Here is a 17,035-nt window from a genome sequence, read left to right on the forward strand (position 1 = left end):
CCAACGATTCTAATGATATTAAATGTTGCAAGACCAAATCCTAAAAGTACTAGAGGTGCTATTGATGTCCCTAATCCAAGAACTGCCCCAACTAGAAGTCTTGCAAAAGGTGTTTTTTGAAATTCTTGATTTTTCATAAATTTCTCCTCCATTTTCACTTTTTATTTAAACGTTATCATTCATTCCAAAAAATATTTCAGAATATTTTTTCATCATTTAAATATAAAAAGATAAAGTAATAATTTATAATTTCATTAAATTTTTTTAGTTAAGTCTTTAACATAATATAAATATTACTTTTTCTTCTTATTAGTTTTGGTTATTTAAAATTAATTATGGATGGTAGTTCATTTAAATATTTCCTTATAATTGATTGATCATATCCATTATTTTTTGCTAAGTCTCCATAAAACTTTCCACTTGTTTTTATAGTTCTTTCAAAAGTTTCTCTATTTACCGTAGCAAGCCCAAATGTTGGATTATAACTTCCCCATTCCCAGTTATCAAGCAATGACCAATGAGAATATCCAATTACATCTGCTCCCATTCCTATAGCTTCATTTAATGCTTGAAGCATTGATGCTAGATAAACAATTCTATATCTATCATCATTTGTAGCAATTCCATTTTCTGTAATAAACACTGGCTTATCATTCATTCTCATAAGCATTTGAATCATAACATCTGGACATATTTCTTCTGTATAAAATGGTGTTTCAATTGCTTTAAATCTTGTAGCATTGTAAGGATCACTACGAAAATTTTCTCTATGTCCATCCATCATCTGTCTTATATAAGTATTAAGTGCCCAATAGTCACAAGTTCCTTTTACTTCTGGTACAAATTTCATATCTGTAAAGGGGGCTGTAATTTCACCTGTACGTATAGCATGAAAAAAGAATTCATTTTCAACATAGTCAGTATATTCTGCAACAAGTTTGTCGAGCCTGTCATTATAACCTCTTTTTGGTTGCTTCTCTGAGTAAGAATGTGCAGAACTTACTGGTTTAGAGGAATATTTTTTAACAATATGATATCCCCTAGCATGATATTGTACCATATTAAGTCTTTCTCCTAGTGAATATTCAAATGGAAGATTAAGTTCATTTAAAACAAGCCAATAATCTACATACTGGGCTACTTTTGGTACTACATATTGCAAATATTCTTCCCAATTCTTCATATTATCAAGTGTTGAAAAGGCTCCTTTTTTATGAAACCATACTGGATGTGAAACATGATGTAATGTTAAACATATATTGATTCCTTCTTCTTTTAATCTTGATAATACTTTCAAATAATGTTTCATTGCTTCCTGATTAAATTGCCCTTTTTCAGGTTCTATTCTGCACCATTCTAATGACATACGATACAAATTTAGATTCATACTTTTTATTAATTTAATATCTTCTTCGTAAAATTCATAACTATTACAGGCCATCTTAGGAAATTCATATGGAATTCCTCCAAAAGCAAATTTTGATGCTAACTCTTTGTCATCGTGGTAAGAACAATTATTCCCTTCTATTTGAGCTCCTGCTGTAGATGCTCCCCATAAAAATCCTTTAGGGAACTTTATTTCAGGATATTGAAATATATCTAACAAATCCATCACTCCTCTTATCTCTATGTAAACATTTTAACACCTGTTACTACTACACTCCATGTAATCATTTTATAAGAATCCGACTTTTTTTTAGATTCATTTTTAGTGAAGTTTAAAATTCTTTCAATTTATAAAATATAACATTGTTCCTAATTTTCAATTTTGATATACTAGTTACAAAATGAAAGGACAGTGAAATTTAATGAATAACATGTACATAACCTCTGGAATGCTCCAAAAAGTTCTAACAGAATCTTATTTATATTGCGGAAAAAAGAAAAGTTTCATAGAAGTTGTTATGGAAATGTACAAAGAAGAAAAATATATTACTACTAAACCTACCATTCCTTATGAGTTATTAACATATACCTTATCTGATAAAAAATTTGAAGAATTTTTATATAAATTACCTATTAACATAAATAATATAATTAAACTTAGTTCTAGTACTGAAATAGGTGAATCAGATATACTTTCTGAAAATAGTGACATTCTCATAATTAGACATTTCAATTATTTAAGTGATAAATTTCACTCTCATAATTACTTTGAAATTTCCTATGTGTTTAAAGGTAGTTGTGAATTTCTATTTGAAAAAGAAAGGTGTATGCTTGTTGAAGGAGAACTATGCATTGTGGCCCCAAATTCTTTGCATAATATTATTGTGAATGATAGTGATTCTATTATAATAATCATTGCAATAAAAAAAAGTACTTTTGATAGTTCATTCTTTTCCCTACTTTCACAAAAAGACTTGCTTTCTTATTTTTTTAGACAAATACTTTATAAGCAAACATCTCCTAATTACCTTTTATTCTCTACTAATAATTCTGCTGATATTAAACTTACTATAAAGAATCTAGTTATGGAAAATTATAAAGGTGATATTTACTTTAATAACTGTAGTATTAGTTGGGTTAATATACTTTTTGCCAACATCTTAAGAAATCATGTTAAAACAATACAATTTTTTAATGACAATTCTGAAAATGATTTTTCAGAAATCTTACAATATATCCAACATAATTATAGAAATCTTACATTAAAAAACCTGGCTGAACATTTTCATTACAGTGAAGCTCATTTAAGCACATTAATAAAAAAAAATATTGGTTTAAAATTCACTTCACTTATAACAAAGTTAAAAATGGCTGATGCTAAAGATTATCTTATTAATACTAATTTATCTATAGAAAAAGTTTCTGAATATGTTGGGTATAATTCAGTTGATCATTTTTCTAGAACCTTTAAAAAATACTATGAAAAATCACCACAACAATTTAGAAAATCTATTTTAATTTAACCATAATACCTATACTAGTTATTACAATAATTTTGAATAAACTTTACTTTTATACATAACATAATATGACACACTATAAATAGCATATTAATACGGAGGATAAAATAAATGTTAAAGAAAACAATTACATTTATTATAGTTATACTAATTTCATTTTTATTAATAGATACTACTCCAACTGGTGTATTGCCTAATTCAAACTCAAAAGCAATAGCCAATGTTGCTGTATTATTATATAACTTTAGTGATTCATTTACATTGAGATTAAAAAATAGTTTTGAAGCTATTGAAAAAGAAAATAAAGACAAAGTACATTTTACTTTTTATGATGGAATAAATAATATACATAATCAAGTTTTAGCAATAGATTCTTTACCTAATACTGATTTTATTATAGCAACTTTAGCAGAAACTGATGAACATTCAGTGACAGAAATTGTTGAAAGAGTAAAACAAAAAAACATACCATTAATTCTATTTGAAGTTAACCCAGAAATAGCAACAAAAATTTCTAAAATTTATAATAAAGTTGTTTTTGCATCAATAAATGCAGAACAATCTGGTATTAATGAAGCTAATATTATTATTGATTTATGGAATACTAATAAAAATCTAATAGATAAAAATCATGATGATACTATTCAATATATTATGTTAACTGGTCAAGTTAATAATGTAGTATCAATGGAAAGATCAAAACACTCTATTCAGACAATTAATAAAGCTGGAATAAAAACAGAAGAAATTGCAAAGGTAACTGCTAATTGGTCCAAAGAAATCGCAAAAGAGGCTATTGATAATTTATTTCTTAGATATGGAGGTAAAATTGAAGCAATAATTTCAAACAATGATCCAATGGCCATAGGTGCTATAGAAATACTACAGAAATATGGATATAACAAAGGTGATAAATCCAAATATATAGCTGTTGTTGGTGTAGATGGAATACAAGAAGCAAAAACTTTAATAGACCAAGGATTTATGCTTGGCACAATTATTCAAGATACAAAAGATATTGCTGAAATACTATATACATTGGGAATAAACCTAACTAACAATTTAAGTCCTGTGGCAAATACGCCTTACAGCTTTAAAAATGGAGTTGTTATATTTACGCTTCCTTACGATAAATATGTAAATAAACCTAATTTTTCATAAATTTAAGGAAAGCCATAATGACTTTCCTTAAATTTAATCTATTAAATATTCTTAAAAAGAACTGCTTCTTATAATTAACTCTGTTGATAAACTAACCTTTTTAGCTATAGTTCTCCCATTTATTCTTTCTAACAGTAGTTCTACAGCAGTTTCTCCCATATTTTCAGTATGAACTTTTACTGAACTTAATGGTGGATTTAAATACTGAGCTACACTTATATCATTGGCCCCAATTATATTAACTCTATTAGGAACTTCTATCCCATGTTCTGTAAGCGCTCTTAATGCACCAATTGCCATGGTATCATTAGCTACAAAAAAGGCTGTTGGTAACTCTTCTTTTAACTCTACAATTGCTTGTTTCATTAAGCTATATCCATCATCAACTGTAAACTTACCTATAAAAATATTTTTATCACTATATAACTTAAGCTTTTTTAAATAAGTCTTTAATGTTATTCCTCTAATATCATCTACATAATCACTCTTATCTTTAAAAAATTCAATCCCACCAATATATCCTATGTTTTTATGTCCTTTTTCAATATAATGATCTACTACATTTTTAGTTGCTAATTCAAAATTTGTTACAACAGAATCATAAATATTTTCATTTGGCGAATAATCTACAAATATAATATTAGAATCGCCGTTAGTAAATCTATTTATTTCATCTTTGCTAAACTTTCCAACAGCTATAATATTTTGTATATTTTCATCTTTTATTTGAGAAATATTATCTTGAGTATACATTACAACTCCAAAATTCAGTTCCTTACATTTTTTTTCTATTCCAAGTCTTATAGATAAATAATATAAATCATTTAATTCTTCTTCTTCTGTATACCACTTAACTATGGCAACTCTATTATTACTTTTCTTTTTATTAATATGTTTATCATATGAAAGCTCTGATGCAATTTCAAAAATTCTTTTTTTAGTCTCATTACTTGTTGATATGGTTGGATCATAGTTAAGTACCCTTGAAACAGTAGAAATTGATACTCCAGCTCTTTCTGCTATATCTTTAATTGTTGCCATGTTTAACCTCCACTTGTTTTATCTCTCTCTTATCTTTAGTAAAATTTTAATTTTTTTTTACTAAAAAGTCAATTCATATTTCAATCTTCCTCTTTTAATGAAGATATTTTCGGTAATATAGAACATCCATTCTAAATTTATCCAACATCTAACTCTTTAGGTGAGATATTTTGATAACTTCCTTTTATACCTTGTATCTCAATTCTGCTATTTTCATAAATTGTAATAACAGCATATCTATCCTCCACATTACATTTATCTAAACAATGTATTTTTCAACCAGCCTCCAAACATTTCTATTTGTTCTTCAGTATGAAAATAGTGTTCTCCCTCTTCCATTATATCTAATTTGCAATTAAACTTTTCAGAAAAATTCAATATAGCATCTGCTTCACACAAATCATCTTTACCTCCATAAAGTATAGATGTATTAACATCCCATTTATTTATAGGATTCTCTTTAACATAACAATAATAATCCCAATATAATGTTTGTCCAATAGGTGTTAAAATCTCCTTTTCCACTTTTAATTGCTCTTTAGTTACATTAATCCATTTCATCATATTATTTATTATACGTTCCATATCTACAACTGGAGAAAGAAATAGTGCTTCATTTATGAACTCATCCTTATATGATAGTAAACTAAAATATACACCCATACTACAAGCAAATATGCTTATATTATTTGTTAATGTTTTTACATAATGCATTATTATTTTTAAATCATGAACACAATTTTGAACTTTACATGGATATACTTCATATTTACGCTCACCATGTTCTGGTAAATCGAAACTAAGTACTTGATACCCTTTTCCTACTGCCTCTTCTGCAAACTTAACAATTACATTATCAGATTTATTTGACATATTCCCGTGTACTGCTATAAATAGTTTGTCCGAGTTATCTCCCCATAAAATTGCAGGGATATTTTCTATTTTCAAATTTTGTTTTATAACCATAATTCTCTCCTCTTTTATCAAATTGCCTCCATACCTTTATAATCCTTATTAACATTATATAGTTTAAGTATATTTATAACAATAATTTCAAATATGATAAGAGCCATTTTCATAAAGAAAATGGCTCTTATCATATTTATTTTAATCTATATATTTCTTGCAACCTCATATGCATTCCATATAGCATACATAATATTTTGTACTTGACTTGCATCTCCAACTAAATGAACTTTTGGTCTTTCAAATTTTATTTCATTATATAAACTTTTTTCTGAAACATATCCAATACAAACTATAGCAGAATCAGCTTCTATAACTTCTTCTTTATCTCCTGATTTTAATATAAATCCATTATCTGTTGCTCCAATTACAGAAGTATTTAATCTAAGGTCAATATCCTTAAAATTAACTAAGTCCTTAAGCATATCCTCATTAGCATGACATAATGGTCCACCAACTTTTAATATACCATCTTGTAATTCTACAAGAGTAACTTTTTTACCTTGGTCAGCTAACCATAAAGCTGTTTCACATCCAACAAGTCCTGCTCCTATAATAACTGTTGATTCTCCAGCATCTTTTCTTCCTAAAAGTACATCTTCTGCAGTAAATACTTTTTTAGAATCATCTATATTAAGAATTCTTGGAGTAGATCCTGTAGCTAAAATAATTTCATCTGCTTTTAATTCTTTAATCATTTCTTTTGTAACTGTTGTATTATAATGAACTTCTATATTTAAACTCTTTAATTCATTAGTATACCATTTAGCTAAAGCTCTATCATCATCTTTAAAATCAGGAACTCCACCTGGTATTATATTTCCACCAAGTCTATCTGTTTTTTCAAGCAATGTAACTTTATGCCCTTTAATTGCACAGACTCTTGCTGATTCAAGACCAGCTACTCCTCCACCTACTATTACTACTGACTTTTTAACTTCAGCAGGTTTTACTCCATATTCATTTTCTCTTCCACAAGCAGGGTTAACGGCACAAGAGATTGTTGCATATGACGCTAATCTTCCCATACATCCTTCTTGACAAGAAAGACATGGTCTTACTTTATCATATTCATCAGCTAGTATCTTATTTGGTATTTCTGCATCTGCAAGTAGTGGTCTTCCAAGAGCTATCATATCTGTTTTTCCATCTTCTATTGCACTACTAGCTAGTTCTGGGTCTTCCATTCTTCCTGCAGTTATAACTGGAACCTTAAGAACATTCTTCAAGATTTCGTTATACGGTAAATATAAGCCCTTTTCCTGATACATTGGTGGATGACTCCAATACCATGAATCATATGAACCAACATCTCCATTAAAAGCATCATATCCTGCTTCTTCAAGTATCTTAGCTGCTTCTATACCTTCTTCTATATCTCTACCCTTTTCTTCAAATTCTTCTCCTGGTAGAGCTCCTTGTTTCCAATCTTTTATAAAACTCTTTATACTATAACGTAAAGAAACTGGAAAATCTTGTCCACATGCTTCTTTAATAGCTTGTACTATTTCTATAGCAAATCTTAATCTATTTCTTAAACTTCCACCATATTCATCTGTTCTATTATTAAAGAAAGAAATTGCAAATTGATCTAAAAGATATCCTTCATGAACTGCATGTATTTCAACTCCATCAAAGCCTGCTTTTTTTGCAATGGCAGCTGACTCAGCAAATTTTCTCACATATGTTTTAATTTCTTCAACTGTTAATTCTCTACAAGTAACACCTTCAATCCATCTATGTGGGATTGGAGATGGAGCTACAGCTGTTTTTCCTACTATTGAAGGTATACTAACTCTTCCAAAACCAGCTGATAATTGAAGAAATATTTTAGCACCATGAGCATGTATTCTTTCAGTCATTAACTTACCAGTCTTAACAAAGTTAAGAGGATTTAATGTAGGGCATGGCATTGATGGTAGAGCACATTTTTCTATATCGTTTTCAACCATGGTAACACCAGTCATAATAAGCCCAGTTCCACCCTTTGCTCTTTCAACATAATATTCTACTCCACGTTCATTATAAGTTCCATCTGCATCACATAGTCCCCCTGGACCCATAGGTGCCATTACAAATCTGTTTTTAATTTCTAGTTTCCCAATTTTTATTGGTTCAAAAAGATTTTGATATTTTGCTTTCATTTTAAAACCCTCCACTCATAATTAACTTTCTTACGAATAAATTCACTGAATCAATTCACTGAATAACCTCATTATAATTTCTTCGTTACATATTTGTCAATCTTTTTTGTCGAAATTATATTAACCAGTCATCTTATTTGACAAATTTTTTAAATAAAATATAATTAGTTTTAGAACATTTTGAGGAGAACAATATATGAAAAATCAATCATTAACCAGTCGTCAACAACAAGCATTAAAAACTAAAAATAAACTTTATAAAATTTCAATGGAATTGCTAGAGAAACAAGGATATGAAAAGTTAAAAATTGAAGATATATGCAAACAGGCAGGTGTATCTGTAGGTTCTTTTTATAATTATTTTAATTCAAAAAACGATATACTTTTAGAAGTGTATAAACGAGCTGATAATTATTTTGAAAATGAAGTAAAAAATAATCTTAAAAATACTAATAGTTTAGATAAAATAATTGAATTCTTTAACCATTATGGAAAATATAACGATATAGTTGGTATTGATATAATGAAGCAATTATACAATTCTAACAATAAAATATTTCCTCAAAAAGGAAGAGCTATGCAGACCTTACTTCAAGAAATTATAATTGAAGGTCAAAATAAAAACGAAATAAAATCTGACATGTCATCTGAAGAAATATGCGATTATCTATTTATTTCAGCTAGGGGACTTGTTTATGATTGGTGTCTAAATGATGATACATATAATGTTGTAGATGCTATACATAAGTATATTTCATTACTTATTACTATATTTAAAACTAATAGCTAATTTACATACCTTTAACTATATATCAATATTTATAAATAATAGAAAAACATCAATAATTCTTATTTATATTATTGATGTTTTCTTTTCTAATTATCTGCTTCCAACAGTTAACTTAGATGTTTCCATTATTTTTTTTATCATCTCTATTCTTCTATCTATAAATTTTGCCCATAAAGATTCATCAAGATATGGGTTGAATGTATCAGTAATTTCTTCTATTTTTTCAAGCATATTAACTTGACTGGGATGTGAACCAAGTACAATATCAATTTTCATATTTCTAACCTTTAAAAGACTGTTTAAAAACTCTTCTCTTATAGAAACAGGCCATCCACTCTTTTTAATATTTTCATCATCTAATGTGTTTAACCCAATTCCACCATGCATTCCACAGTGATACACATTTCCTTTTTGATCCTTATCATCAAAAAAGAATGATGTAGTTCCTGGCGTGTGCCCTGGTGTGTGAAGTGTATGAATTATCATATTTCCAAGAATTATTACTTTATTATCATCATAATATTCATCTGCCTTAAATATTCCAAAAGGATATCCTTCTGTATATATTAAATCAGGTCTTTCTGTTAAAAAATATTCATCTTCTTTCCCAATATATAACTTTGCTCCAGTATATTCTTTTATGGGATAAATACCTCCACAATGATCATAATGTACATGACTTAACAGAATAATTTTTATATCTTTAGGATCAAATCCCAATTTTCTAATATTCTCTAACAGAAGATATACTTGATTATGCATAGTAGCATCAATAAGAATCAATCCTTCAACAGTCTCAATTAAATATGCTCCTACCCAACTATTTCCTACATAATATACATGTGGTGCAACTTTAAATGGCTCTATAGCTACTTCCCATGGTCTTTCACACCCTTGAATAAGTAGCCATTGTGGATTATTTCTATTAACATTTTTATTTTTCTCCATAAAGTTTCTTCCTTCTTTCATAATTATTGTATAGAAATTTTCAACAAATTTATATTTGAAAACTATCATAAATTTCATTCATAGTAGCTTCTAAAGACATACTCAAAAACTTCTTTTTCAATAATAATTATTTATTAATAAAAATTTACAAAACACTTGAACTAGAAATAAAATTTTGTCATAATAATAAAATAAATATAGAAAGGTTGTGTTTAAAATGGATTTACAAGAACAAATATTAGATTTACTTGCTAAAGAAGATGCTATGAAAGCTGGAGAAATTGCTGAAGCTCTTGGTGTAGATAAAAAAGAAGTTGATAAAGCAATAAAAAAGCTTAAGGATGAGGAAAAAATAATATCTCCAAAAAGATGTTTTTATTCTGTAGAAAAATAGTAAAAATTAATATCTTTAAATAAATAGAGAGCACTTTTCTCATAAGCGTTCCCTATTTATTTAGATATATATTATAAAAACAAACTTCCCTTAATCATTGTTTTACCTATTCCTCCTACCTCAACTTTTATAGTATCATTGTCTCTATAAGAATGAGTTTCAATAAAACAAGGCATGTTTACAATTGCACCTTGCTCTGCACTTATTTTAAGTTCATCTTGTCCACAATATCTATTTTTTAATAGATAAGCTCCTAATGCGGCATTCCCCACACCACATCCTGGGTCCTCGATGCCTTTTCTTGGACATATATTTCTTGTATGTAAAGTATATTTCTTATTGTAAGTTTCAAAGGTAAAAGCTTGAATCTCATTCACCTTTAAACTATTGCAAAATTCTTTAAGAGGCTGAATATTTCTCTTAATATTCATTAAAGCATCTAATGACTTTATTGGAACTATTAATATCACTAGCATCTACAAATACTGCTGCTGGATTTCCTTGAAAAGCTTCTTTTCCAAAACTATTAACTACATAAAAATCTTTCTCTCTCATAATTATTTTCCTTCTAATACTTTAAAAACCATATTTATTATTTGTTCCTTACTAGGAAATATGGATGGATGCTCATTATTTTCATTATTAACAAAAACAAATCCATCACCTATTAATGTTTTTACATTTCTCTTTACGCTTGGACTATTATACATCATATCATTAATATGTGTTGCTATTAACTTAGGTCCTCTAAATGACATAATAGTAACAGATAATAAATCATCTGCAATTCCATTAGCTGCCTTTCCTAAAATGTTAGCTGAAGCTGGAGCAATCAGTAACAAATCTGTATTTTTTGATAAAGATTCATGATTTTCATCCCATGTTTTAGGTAATTCAAATGCATCAATTTGAACTGGATGTTTAATACTTCTTTGAACCATAAGTGGAGTTAGAAAATTTGTAGAATTTTTAGTCATAACAACATGAACATCTGCATTTAATTTTTTCAATTCTGCTATAATATCTAAAGCCTTTATTGCAGGACTACAACCAGTAATAGCAACTACAATTTTTTTCCCTTTAAGCATATTTACACCTCTCTAATCTTAGATTATTTATTTGTAAATATTATAACATATTACCATTTTAGTGTATTATTTAAACAAATTACTTTTCTATAACATTTTCTCTATTATCTCATCCATCTTACATACTTTTGCAAATCTATTATTCCAAATCTTATAATTATAAAATTCATAAAGTTTTTCTCCAGATAAATACTCATTCCCAAAAGTTGTATTTGTTTCTTCTGGAAAAATTATTTTATAACCAAGATCAAAGGCACTTTTACAAGTTGCATCAATACAATATTCTGTCTGAAGTCCAGCTAGTACAATAGTATCTACACTTTTACTTTCTAAATACTTCCTTAATCCAGTTTTAAAGAAAGCACTATTATATTGCTTTTCGATGATTACTTCATTACTATTTGGAGCTATTTCATGATAGATTTGCCATCCATCTGATCCTTTTTCAAGTTCACTTCCCTCTCCATCATCATGTCTTACATATATAACCTCTGTATTATTTTCTCTAGCTACTGAAATTATTTTTTTTATATTATCTATTACTTTTTTCTTGTTATAAGGATTCCCTCCAATTAATGCATTTTGAACATCTACAACTAATAAAACAAATTTGCTCATAATCTCTTCCTTTCATTTTGTTCCAATAGGATATGCTATTATACAAAATCCACATGAAATTTTTCTTATATTTCTTCACAACTATTTATATTTTAAATTATAAAAGAGGTTTTTCTCTTTGTATAACGAATAAATCAAATAGCAATTATCAAAAATATTGATTATAAGGAGCTATTACAATATGGATTATGAACTTTTGAAAACTTTCATTCTTCTAGCTAATCTGAAAAATTTTACAAAAACAGCTGAACAACTTCATGTTGTTCAATCTACAGTAACAAGCCGAATTAAACATCTTGAACACTCTTTAGGAGAATCATTGTTTATAAGAACAAATAAAAATGTTGTTCTATCAAATGCTGGAGAAGTCTTTCTTCCCTACGCTAAACAATTATTAAGCATTCATGAGTCAGCTATATCTAGACTAAAATCTTTAGAACTATTTAAGGATTCAATTAATATAGGTGTTGTTCATTCTATTTATGATTGCCATGTAGAAGGAATGATTATTAAATATATGCAACAAAATAAAAACATCTCAGTACAAGTTACTATTGAACATAGTGAAAAGCTATTACAAATGCTTCATGAAGATAAATTAGATATAGCATTCACATACTTCAACATGAAATCTCCAAAATTCATATCAACACCTTTTTTTAATGATGAAATAATATTAGTTACTAGTCCACAAAATTATAATTCTTCTTATCCCATTACAAATGATGAACTTAGAAATCTGCAATTACTATCTTCATCAATTCTTACCGAATCCTTTGAAGAATGGTTTTATTCCATATTCCCACGAAATTATGTTTATCCACTTGACATAAATATTAGCAGTAATGTAATTCCTTTTTTGAAAGCAGGTATTGGTTATAGCTTTATTTTAGAACCAGCTGTAACCAATGCTCTTAATGATGGCTCTCTAGTAAAAGTAGATTTATTAGAAAGTTCAGCACCAACTATGGATAGTTATATGCTAATAAATAAACATAAGCTTAACTCAATTGCAGTAAATCAGTTGTTATCTAACATTATGCCAACTTTTTCAAATTAACTTACTACTACTTAAGTTTTTTAATAACTAAAGGCAGTGAGATTAGTTATATAAAATCTCTCTGCCTCTAATTTTAATTAATCTTATACTGTTAATTGTGACTTAAATGCTATTACTGCATTTCCAGTGACAGGATCTTCATTAATTCCTATAGCTGGTGCAAACATCCTTCCATGTATCAAAATATCACTTTCATTAGACTCATTAGTAAATACATAATATCCATTACAGCCAATTATACTGCTTAATTTAGATAATTCATCATACTTTGGCTCCAATGAATTTTAAATAGATGACAATTTATTTTCTAGCTTTTCCTGAAATATGATTAATATTTATTTTTATCACCTTAGTTTTTGATCCTGCATTCTTAATATAGACTTTCCCTTTTTCTAAATGCTCTGGTGAATATTTTTTTAATATTTCTATAAGAACTTTGTTTTTTTCTTTATCAAAAACTTCATTAGCATCTCCAAATATAACTACACTTTCATAATTTGTACTAAATTTATCTGGTAAAACACATGTTTTTCCAACTACACAAAAAGATACTTTATCATTATTAAATATATTATCTAATTTATGTCCTTCATTAGCACTATGAAAATATATAGCATTATCTAAATAAACATAACTTATTGGAACTCCATATGGATATTCATCTTTGCTTATAGTTGATAAAACTCCGTACTGCTCTTTAATTAAAATTTCTTTAACCTCTTCTATTTGAATTTCTCGATCTTTTCTTCTCATTTCTTTATACATAAATATTCTCCCTCCTTTTATTTATCTTATATAACTGATATTGAATTATTAGATTTATTATAAAAAAGGAATACTTAAAAAGCTTTATTCTTCTAAGCATCCCTTTCTAATTATAAAATAATTTTATACCACTTAACGTGCTAAGATCTCTAAAATTTCTCCAATATAAAGATTGTGATAATCTTTATCCTTATAAAACTGCTCATCAATTTCATCCATAGCAAAACTTTCTGGTAAGATTGGTTGACAACACATTTTCTTGCATACTAAAACAATTGAAGCCTCATCAATATAAGGAATTTCTTTATGATATCCTACTGTTACTTTTGCTCCTTTTATTTTATCTTCATCTCTTCCAGATACTGTTCCCATATACTTAAGAACTTCTCCATATTTCTCATTTTCTAAGAAAGAAAGAGAAAATGAATCTGAATTATCGATAAATTCTTTAGTATAACGACTATCTCTAACTACTATATATGCAACATTTTTTCTCCACATAACTCCTAGTCCACCCCAAGATGCAGTCATACTATTTACTTTTCCATCCTTCTCTGCTGTAATAAGCATACCTTTACTTATCATGCTAAATGGGCTGAAATCAAATGATTCTGCTGAAATTTCCTTAAATGTACTCATAACTTAACCTCCATATAATAATATGTATTCATTAATTTTATAATATTAATATCTTATTTAACTTTCCAGTAATAGCTTTAAAATCACGTTTCTTCCTTTTATTATAACAAAAAAGAAGGAGATTTTCCTTACCTGTTTCTCCCTCTGAATTTCTTTTCACTTTTACATCCTTTATGCTATATCTATTTTTCCCCACTATATATATAGGGTTAATTCTAATATTAGAAATTTAAATCACTCAACTAATGATTTCCACCTATTTTGCATGAAACTGATTGATTCCACATATCTTCTGAAATTACATCTGAATATAACTTCTCATTCTTTTTGAACCAACTATTAGCATATGAACAAGTTGCTGTTGCTTTAATTCCTCTTTCTCTTAAACTTTCAACCACAACTTCCATTATTTTATTAGCTACACCTTTTCCTCTTAATACTGGATTAACATAAACATGATTTATATTTATTTCTCCATTTTTTCTATCATCAAAAGTAGCCTCTGCCATTAGTTCACCTTTTTCATTTTCACTATATATACGTCCATTTTCATATTTCCAATCCATATTTTTCAGCTCCTTTCTTTAAATTATATTTTAACACTAGTTATAACTTATTTTATATGATAATATACACATTTCTAAAAATATATTTTACAAAAATTCATAAAGCAAATTTAAATTCTAAATTAGTTTTTCAGGAATGAACTTAGAAGAAAATTTTTTTATTAGAATATAATCAATAAAAAACAGTCCAATTCCCCCCATAAACATTACAAAGTTGCTCAATAAAAGTACTCCTGTTACTTGCCCCACTAATATAAGAGCTACCGGAATCACAAGAAGTCCACTTACTTGCTGCGCTTCCTGGAAACTTTCTGACTTTGCTGATACCATCACAGTAAATATTAAAGATACTAGATTCATGGCAGGTGCAATCCAAAGTATTATTATCAGCCATTTTATGTCTGGGAAAATAAGACCTCCGAAATAAACAAATCCACCTATATTAACTATGATTCCAAATACTATAAATGAAATTAAAGTAACCGCATAAGATGGTAAAAAAACTCCTAAAATCTTTGCTCTAAGCAGTTGTTCCATAGATATTGGTGTATAAAGCAATGACTCTAGAGTTTTATGTTCCCTTTCTCCTACAAAGCTACTTGCTCCAATAATTCCTGAACACATTATTGGAATTATAAGAAAATATGAAGGAAACATATAATTTACAGTTACTTTTATTAAAAGTTGAGATGAAGTATATGCAGCATATTCAGAAGGCAACTTTTTTAAAAGTGGAGCCATTTTTATGAGCATACTTGAATCATTTCCAATAAATATTGTACTTATAAACATTCCTATTGGTATGACTACAATCAAAATAATAGGAACTATAATCATAGGCATAATAACACGTTTTGAACTTACTATTTCATTTATATCTTTGTTTATTAATGCTTTTTCATTTCTATTCATTTTATAATAGCCCCCTTATAATTTTATATCATCAGATATGCCTTTAATATATTTAAAGTATAATTCTTCTAAAGACCATTTTTGTTGCTTGGCTTCATAAATTTCTCCACCAGTTGTAACTATTCCTTGTATTAAATCATTTACCTCTTTATCTCCTAAAATAGATTTACTATATATATCATTCTCTTCATATGTAAACCCAAACTTCTCTGAAATATTTTTTCCTCTAATTTTTAATCTAACAGAAGCATTTTTCTTTAAAGCTAGTTCATCAAAAGTACCTATTCCAAGGATATTTCCATCATTTATAAAACTATATAATGTACAAATATCTTCAGCATACTTTAACTGATGAGTACACAGAAAAATTGTAACTTCATTTTCTTCAGCAAGTTCTTTTATAAGCCTTGTAACATTTAGAGCGTTTTCTGGATCTAAACCAGAGGTTGGTTCATCTAAAAATAAAATTTGAGGATTATGAACTAATGCTAACCCTAAGGAAACTCTCTTTTTCATTCCTGTACTAAATGACTTTACCTTTTTATCTTTAACATCTATAAGTTCTAGTCTTTTCAATATAGAATTAGTACGTTCCTTAAGTAACTTTTCCTCCATCTCATGCATTTTTCCAAAAAACATTAAATTTTGTTCAGCTGTAAGATTTTCATAACAAAAAGAACTTTCTGTCATAACTCCACACAATTTATGAATCTCAAGATTACGTCCTCCTACAGGTATTCCTAAAATTTCTGCATGTCCTGATGTTACAGATAAAATTCCATTAAGAATTCTAACAGTGGTGGTTTTTCCTGAACCATTAGGTCCAAGGAAACCAAATATCTCACCTTTTGGTATGCTTAGGCTTATATTTTTCAAAACATCATTCTTACCATCATAGGACTTCTTAAGATTTTCTATATTTATAGCATTCATTATTTTCACCTCTCATTTATTAAACGCATAAGCCTCTAAAAAGTTCATAAAATTATTATTTAATCCTAAAATAAAAAAATACTACCATTTTTATATGTTGTTGA

20 protein-coding genes and 1 pseudogene are annotated in these 17,035 nt (G+C 27.8%); 5 read left to right on the top strand and 16 right to left on the bottom strand.

Going from position 1 to position 17,035, the window contains the following annotated elements:
• Positions 1-319: 319 nt before the first annotated feature.
• Positions 320-1,606, bottom strand: a complete 1,287-nt coding sequence (locus NNC19_RS06870) for a family 1 glycosylhydrolase (RefSeq protein ID WP_310937887.1) — start codon at positions 1,604-1,606, stop codon at positions 320-322.
• Positions 1,607-1,808: 202 nt separating this feature from the next.
• On the opposite strand from NNC19_RS06870, the gene NNC19_RS06875 reads away from it, so the two are divergent.
• Together NNC19_RS06875 and NNC19_RS06880 are read left to right on the top strand one after the other, a co-directional pair.
• A complete protein-coding gene (locus NNC19_RS06875; RefSeq protein ID WP_310937888.1) occupies positions 1,809-2,909 on the top strand; it encodes an AraC family transcriptional regulator in 1,101 nt (366 codons plus the stop codon).
• Between the two features lie 108 nt (positions 2,910-3,017).
• Positions 3,018-4,067, top strand: a complete 1,050-nt coding sequence (locus tag NNC19_RS06880; protein WP_310937889.1) for a galactose ABC transporter substrate-binding protein — start codon at positions 3,018-3,020, stop codon at positions 4,065-4,067.
• Positions 4,068-4,118: 51 nt separating this feature from the next.
• Here the strand turns inward: NNC19_RS06880 and NNC19_RS06885 are convergent, their stop codons facing one another.
• The 3 genes from NNC19_RS06885 to NNC19_RS06895 form a co-directional block, all read right to left on the bottom strand.
• A complete protein-coding gene (locus NNC19_RS06885) occupies positions 4,119-5,108 on the bottom strand; it encodes a LacI family DNA-binding transcriptional regulator (RefSeq protein WP_310937890.1) in 990 nt (329 codons plus the stop codon).
• 255 nt (positions 5,109-5,363) lie between these two features.
• Positions 5,364-6,074 (bottom strand): alpha/beta hydrolase, encoded by a 711-nt coding sequence (locus tag NNC19_RS06890; RefSeq protein WP_310937891.1) that lies wholly within the window; start codon positions 6,072-6,074, stop codon positions 5,364-5,366.
• 146 nt (positions 6,075-6,220) lie between these two features.
• Positions 6,221-8,218 (bottom strand): FAD-dependent oxidoreductase, encoded by a 1,998-nt coding sequence (locus NNC19_RS06895; protein WP_310937892.1) that lies wholly within the window; start codon positions 8,216-8,218, stop codon positions 6,221-6,223.
• Between the two features lie 196 nt (positions 8,219-8,414).
• Here NNC19_RS06895 and NNC19_RS06900 point away from each other — a divergent pair, with 196 nt between their 5' ends.
• Positions 8,415-9,008: a TetR/AcrR family transcriptional regulator gene (locus NNC19_RS06900; protein WP_310937893.1), complete on the top strand. Its 594-nt coding sequence runs from the start codon at positions 8,415-8,417 to the stop codon at positions 9,006-9,008.
• Between the two features lie 90 nt (positions 9,009-9,098).
• Here the strand turns inward: NNC19_RS06900 and NNC19_RS06905 are convergent, their stop codons facing one another.
• A complete protein-coding gene (locus NNC19_RS06905; protein WP_310937894.1) occupies positions 9,099-9,956 on the bottom strand; it encodes an MBL fold metallo-hydrolase in 858 nt (285 codons plus the stop codon).
• A gap of 217 nt (positions 9,957-10,173) precedes the next feature.
• Between NNC19_RS06905 and NNC19_RS06910 the strand changes: the two genes are divergently transcribed.
• A complete protein-coding gene (locus NNC19_RS06910; protein ID WP_310937895.1) occupies positions 10,174-10,350 on the top strand; it encodes an HTH domain-containing protein in 177 nt (58 codons plus the stop codon).
• Positions 10,351-10,421: 71 nt separating this feature from the next.
• On the opposite strand, the gene NNC19_RS06915 is transcribed toward NNC19_RS06910, so the two are convergent.
• From NNC19_RS06915 to NNC19_RS06930, 4 genes are all read right to left on the bottom strand, one after another.
• On the bottom strand, positions 10,422-10,826 hold the full coding sequence (locus NNC19_RS06915; protein ID WP_310937896.1) for a PhzF family phenazine biosynthesis protein: 405 nt from the start codon (positions 10,824-10,826) through the stop codon (positions 10,422-10,424).
• Positions 10,771-10,905: a hypothetical protein gene (locus tag NNC19_RS06920; RefSeq protein WP_310937897.1), complete on the bottom strand. Its 135-nt coding sequence runs from the start codon at positions 10,903-10,905 to the stop codon at positions 10,771-10,773. The genes NNC19_RS06915 and NNC19_RS06920 overlap by 56 nt, the downstream gene beginning before the upstream one ends.
• 2 nt (positions 10,906-10,907) lie before the next feature.
• Positions 10,908-11,438, bottom strand: a complete 531-nt coding sequence (locus tag NNC19_RS06925; RefSeq protein ID WP_310937898.1) for a flavoprotein — start codon at positions 11,436-11,438, stop codon at positions 10,908-10,910.
• A gap of 87 nt (positions 11,439-11,525) precedes the next feature.
• Positions 11,526-12,056 (bottom strand): cysteine hydrolase family protein, encoded by a 531-nt coding sequence (locus tag NNC19_RS06930; RefSeq protein ID WP_310937899.1) that lies wholly within the window; start codon positions 12,054-12,056, stop codon positions 11,526-11,528.
• A 181-nt stretch (positions 12,057-12,237) separates the two neighbouring features.
• Here NNC19_RS06930 and NNC19_RS06935 point away from each other — a divergent pair, with 181 nt between their 5' ends.
• On the top strand, positions 12,238-13,116 hold the full coding sequence (locus tag NNC19_RS06935; RefSeq protein ID WP_310937900.1) for a LysR family transcriptional regulator: 879 nt from the start codon (positions 12,238-12,240) through the stop codon (positions 13,114-13,116).
• Positions 13,117-13,199: 83 nt separating this feature from the next.
• Here the strand turns inward: NNC19_RS06935 and NNC19_RS06940 are convergent.
• From NNC19_RS06940 to NNC19_RS06970, 7 genes and pseudogenes are all read right to left on the bottom strand, one after another.
• A pseudogene (locus NNC19_RS06940) lies at positions 13,200-13,400 on the bottom strand (PhzF family phenazine biosynthesis protein); the annotation flags it as partial.
• 16 nt (positions 13,401-13,416) lie between these two features.
• On the bottom strand, positions 13,417-13,881 hold the full coding sequence (locus tag NNC19_RS06945) for a pyridoxamine 5'-phosphate oxidase family protein (RefSeq protein ID WP_310937901.1): 465 nt from the start codon (positions 13,879-13,881) through the stop codon (positions 13,417-13,419).
• A 132-nt stretch (positions 13,882-14,013) separates the two neighbouring features.
• Positions 14,014-14,520 (bottom strand): flavin reductase, encoded by a 507-nt coding sequence (locus NNC19_RS06950; RefSeq protein WP_310937902.1) that lies wholly within the window; start codon positions 14,518-14,520, stop codon positions 14,014-14,016.
• 37 nt (positions 14,521-14,557) lie between these two features.
• Positions 14,558-14,680 carry a hypothetical protein gene (locus tag NNC19_RS06955; RefSeq protein WP_310937903.1) on the bottom strand — a complete coding sequence of 41 codons (123 nt, stop codon included), beginning with the start codon at positions 14,678-14,680 and terminating at the stop codon, positions 14,558-14,560.
• 82 nt (positions 14,681-14,762) lie between these two features.
• Complete coding sequence (locus tag NNC19_RS06960; protein ID WP_310937904.1) at positions 14,763-15,086, bottom strand: GNAT family N-acetyltransferase; 324 nt, start codon at positions 15,084-15,086, stop codon at positions 14,763-14,765.
• Positions 15,087-15,203: 117 nt separating this feature from the next.
• Complete coding sequence (locus NNC19_RS06965; RefSeq protein WP_310937905.1) at positions 15,204-15,998, bottom strand: ABC transporter permease subunit; 795 nt, start codon at positions 15,996-15,998, stop codon at positions 15,204-15,206.
• A 15-nt stretch (positions 15,999-16,013) separates the two neighbouring features.
• The gene (locus NNC19_RS06970) at positions 16,014-16,931 is read right to left on the bottom strand and encodes an ABC transporter ATP-binding protein (RefSeq protein ID WP_310937906.1); all 918 of its coding nucleotides are present in this window, start codon (positions 16,929-16,931) and stop codon (positions 16,014-16,016) included.
• Positions 16,932-17,035 lie beyond the last annotated feature (104 nt).

Source organism: Clostridium sp. SHJSY1 (genome assembly GCF_031626875.1).
In the GTDB taxonomy this organism is placed as follows: Bacteria; Bacillota; Clostridia; order Clostridiales; family Clostridiaceae; genus Clostridium.

Bases quoted from the DNA above. Each gene is read 5' to 3' on its own strand.
- NNC19_RS06875 (WP_310937888.1), top strand. From the start codon at position 1,809: ATGAATAACATGTACATAACCTCTGGAATGCTCCAAAAAGTTCTAACA.
- NNC19_RS06880 (WP_310937889.1), top strand. From the start codon at position 3,018: ATGTTAAAGAAAACAATTACATTTATTATAGTTATACTAATTTCATTT.
- NNC19_RS06885 (WP_310937890.1), bottom strand. From the start codon at position 5,108: ATGGCAACAATTAAAGATATAGCAGAAAGAGCTGGAGTATCAATTTCT.
- NNC19_RS06890 (WP_310937891.1), bottom strand. From the start codon at position 6,074: ATGGTTATAAAACAAAATTTGAAAATAGAAAATATCCCTGCAATTTTA.
- NNC19_RS06895 (WP_310937892.1), bottom strand. From the start codon at position 8,218: ATGAAAGCAAAATATCAAAATCTTTTTGAACCAATAAAAATTGGGAAA.
- NNC19_RS06900 (WP_310937893.1), top strand. From the start codon at position 8,415: ATGAAAAATCAATCATTAACCAGTCGTCAACAACAAGCATTAAAAACT.
- NNC19_RS06905 (WP_310937894.1), bottom strand. From the start codon at position 9,956: ATGGAGAAAAATAAAAATGTTAATAGAAATAATCCACAATGGCTACTT.
- NNC19_RS06910 (WP_310937895.1), top strand. From the start codon at position 10,174: ATGGATTTACAAGAACAAATATTAGATTTACTTGCTAAAGAAGATGCT.
- NNC19_RS06915 (WP_310937896.1), bottom strand. From the start codon at position 10,826: ATGCTAGTGATATTAATAGTTCCAATAAAGTCATTAGATGCTTTAATG.
- NNC19_RS06920 (WP_310937897.1), bottom strand. From the start codon at position 10,905: ATGAGAGAGAAAGATTTTTATGTAGTTAATAGTTTTGGAAAAGAAGCT.
- NNC19_RS06925 (WP_310937898.1), bottom strand. From the start codon at position 11,438: ATGCTTAAAGGGAAAAAAATTGTAGTTGCTATTACTGGTTGTAGTCCT.
- NNC19_RS06930 (WP_310937899.1), bottom strand. From the start codon at position 12,056: ATGAGCAAATTTGTTTTATTAGTTGTAGATGTTCAAAATGCATTAATT.
- NNC19_RS06935 (WP_310937900.1), top strand. From the start codon at position 12,238: ATGGATTATGAACTTTTGAAAACTTTCATTCTTCTAGCTAATCTGAAA.
- NNC19_RS06945 (WP_310937901.1), bottom strand. From the start codon at position 13,881: ATGTATAAAGAAATGAGAAGAAAAGATCGAGAAATTCAAATAGAAGAG.
- NNC19_RS06950 (WP_310937902.1), bottom strand. From the start codon at position 14,520: ATGAGTACATTTAAGGAAATTTCAGCAGAATCATTTGATTTCAGCCCA.
- NNC19_RS06960 (WP_310937904.1), bottom strand. From the start codon at position 15,086: ATGGATTGGAAATATGAAAATGGACGTATATATAGTGAAAATGAAAAA.
- NNC19_RS06965 (WP_310937905.1), bottom strand. From the start codon at position 15,998: ATGAATAGAAATGAAAAAGCATTAATAAACAAAGATATAAATGAAATA.
- NNC19_RS06970 (WP_310937906.1), bottom strand. From the start codon at position 16,931: ATGAATGCTATAAATATAGAAAATCTTAAGAAGTCCTATGATGGTAAG.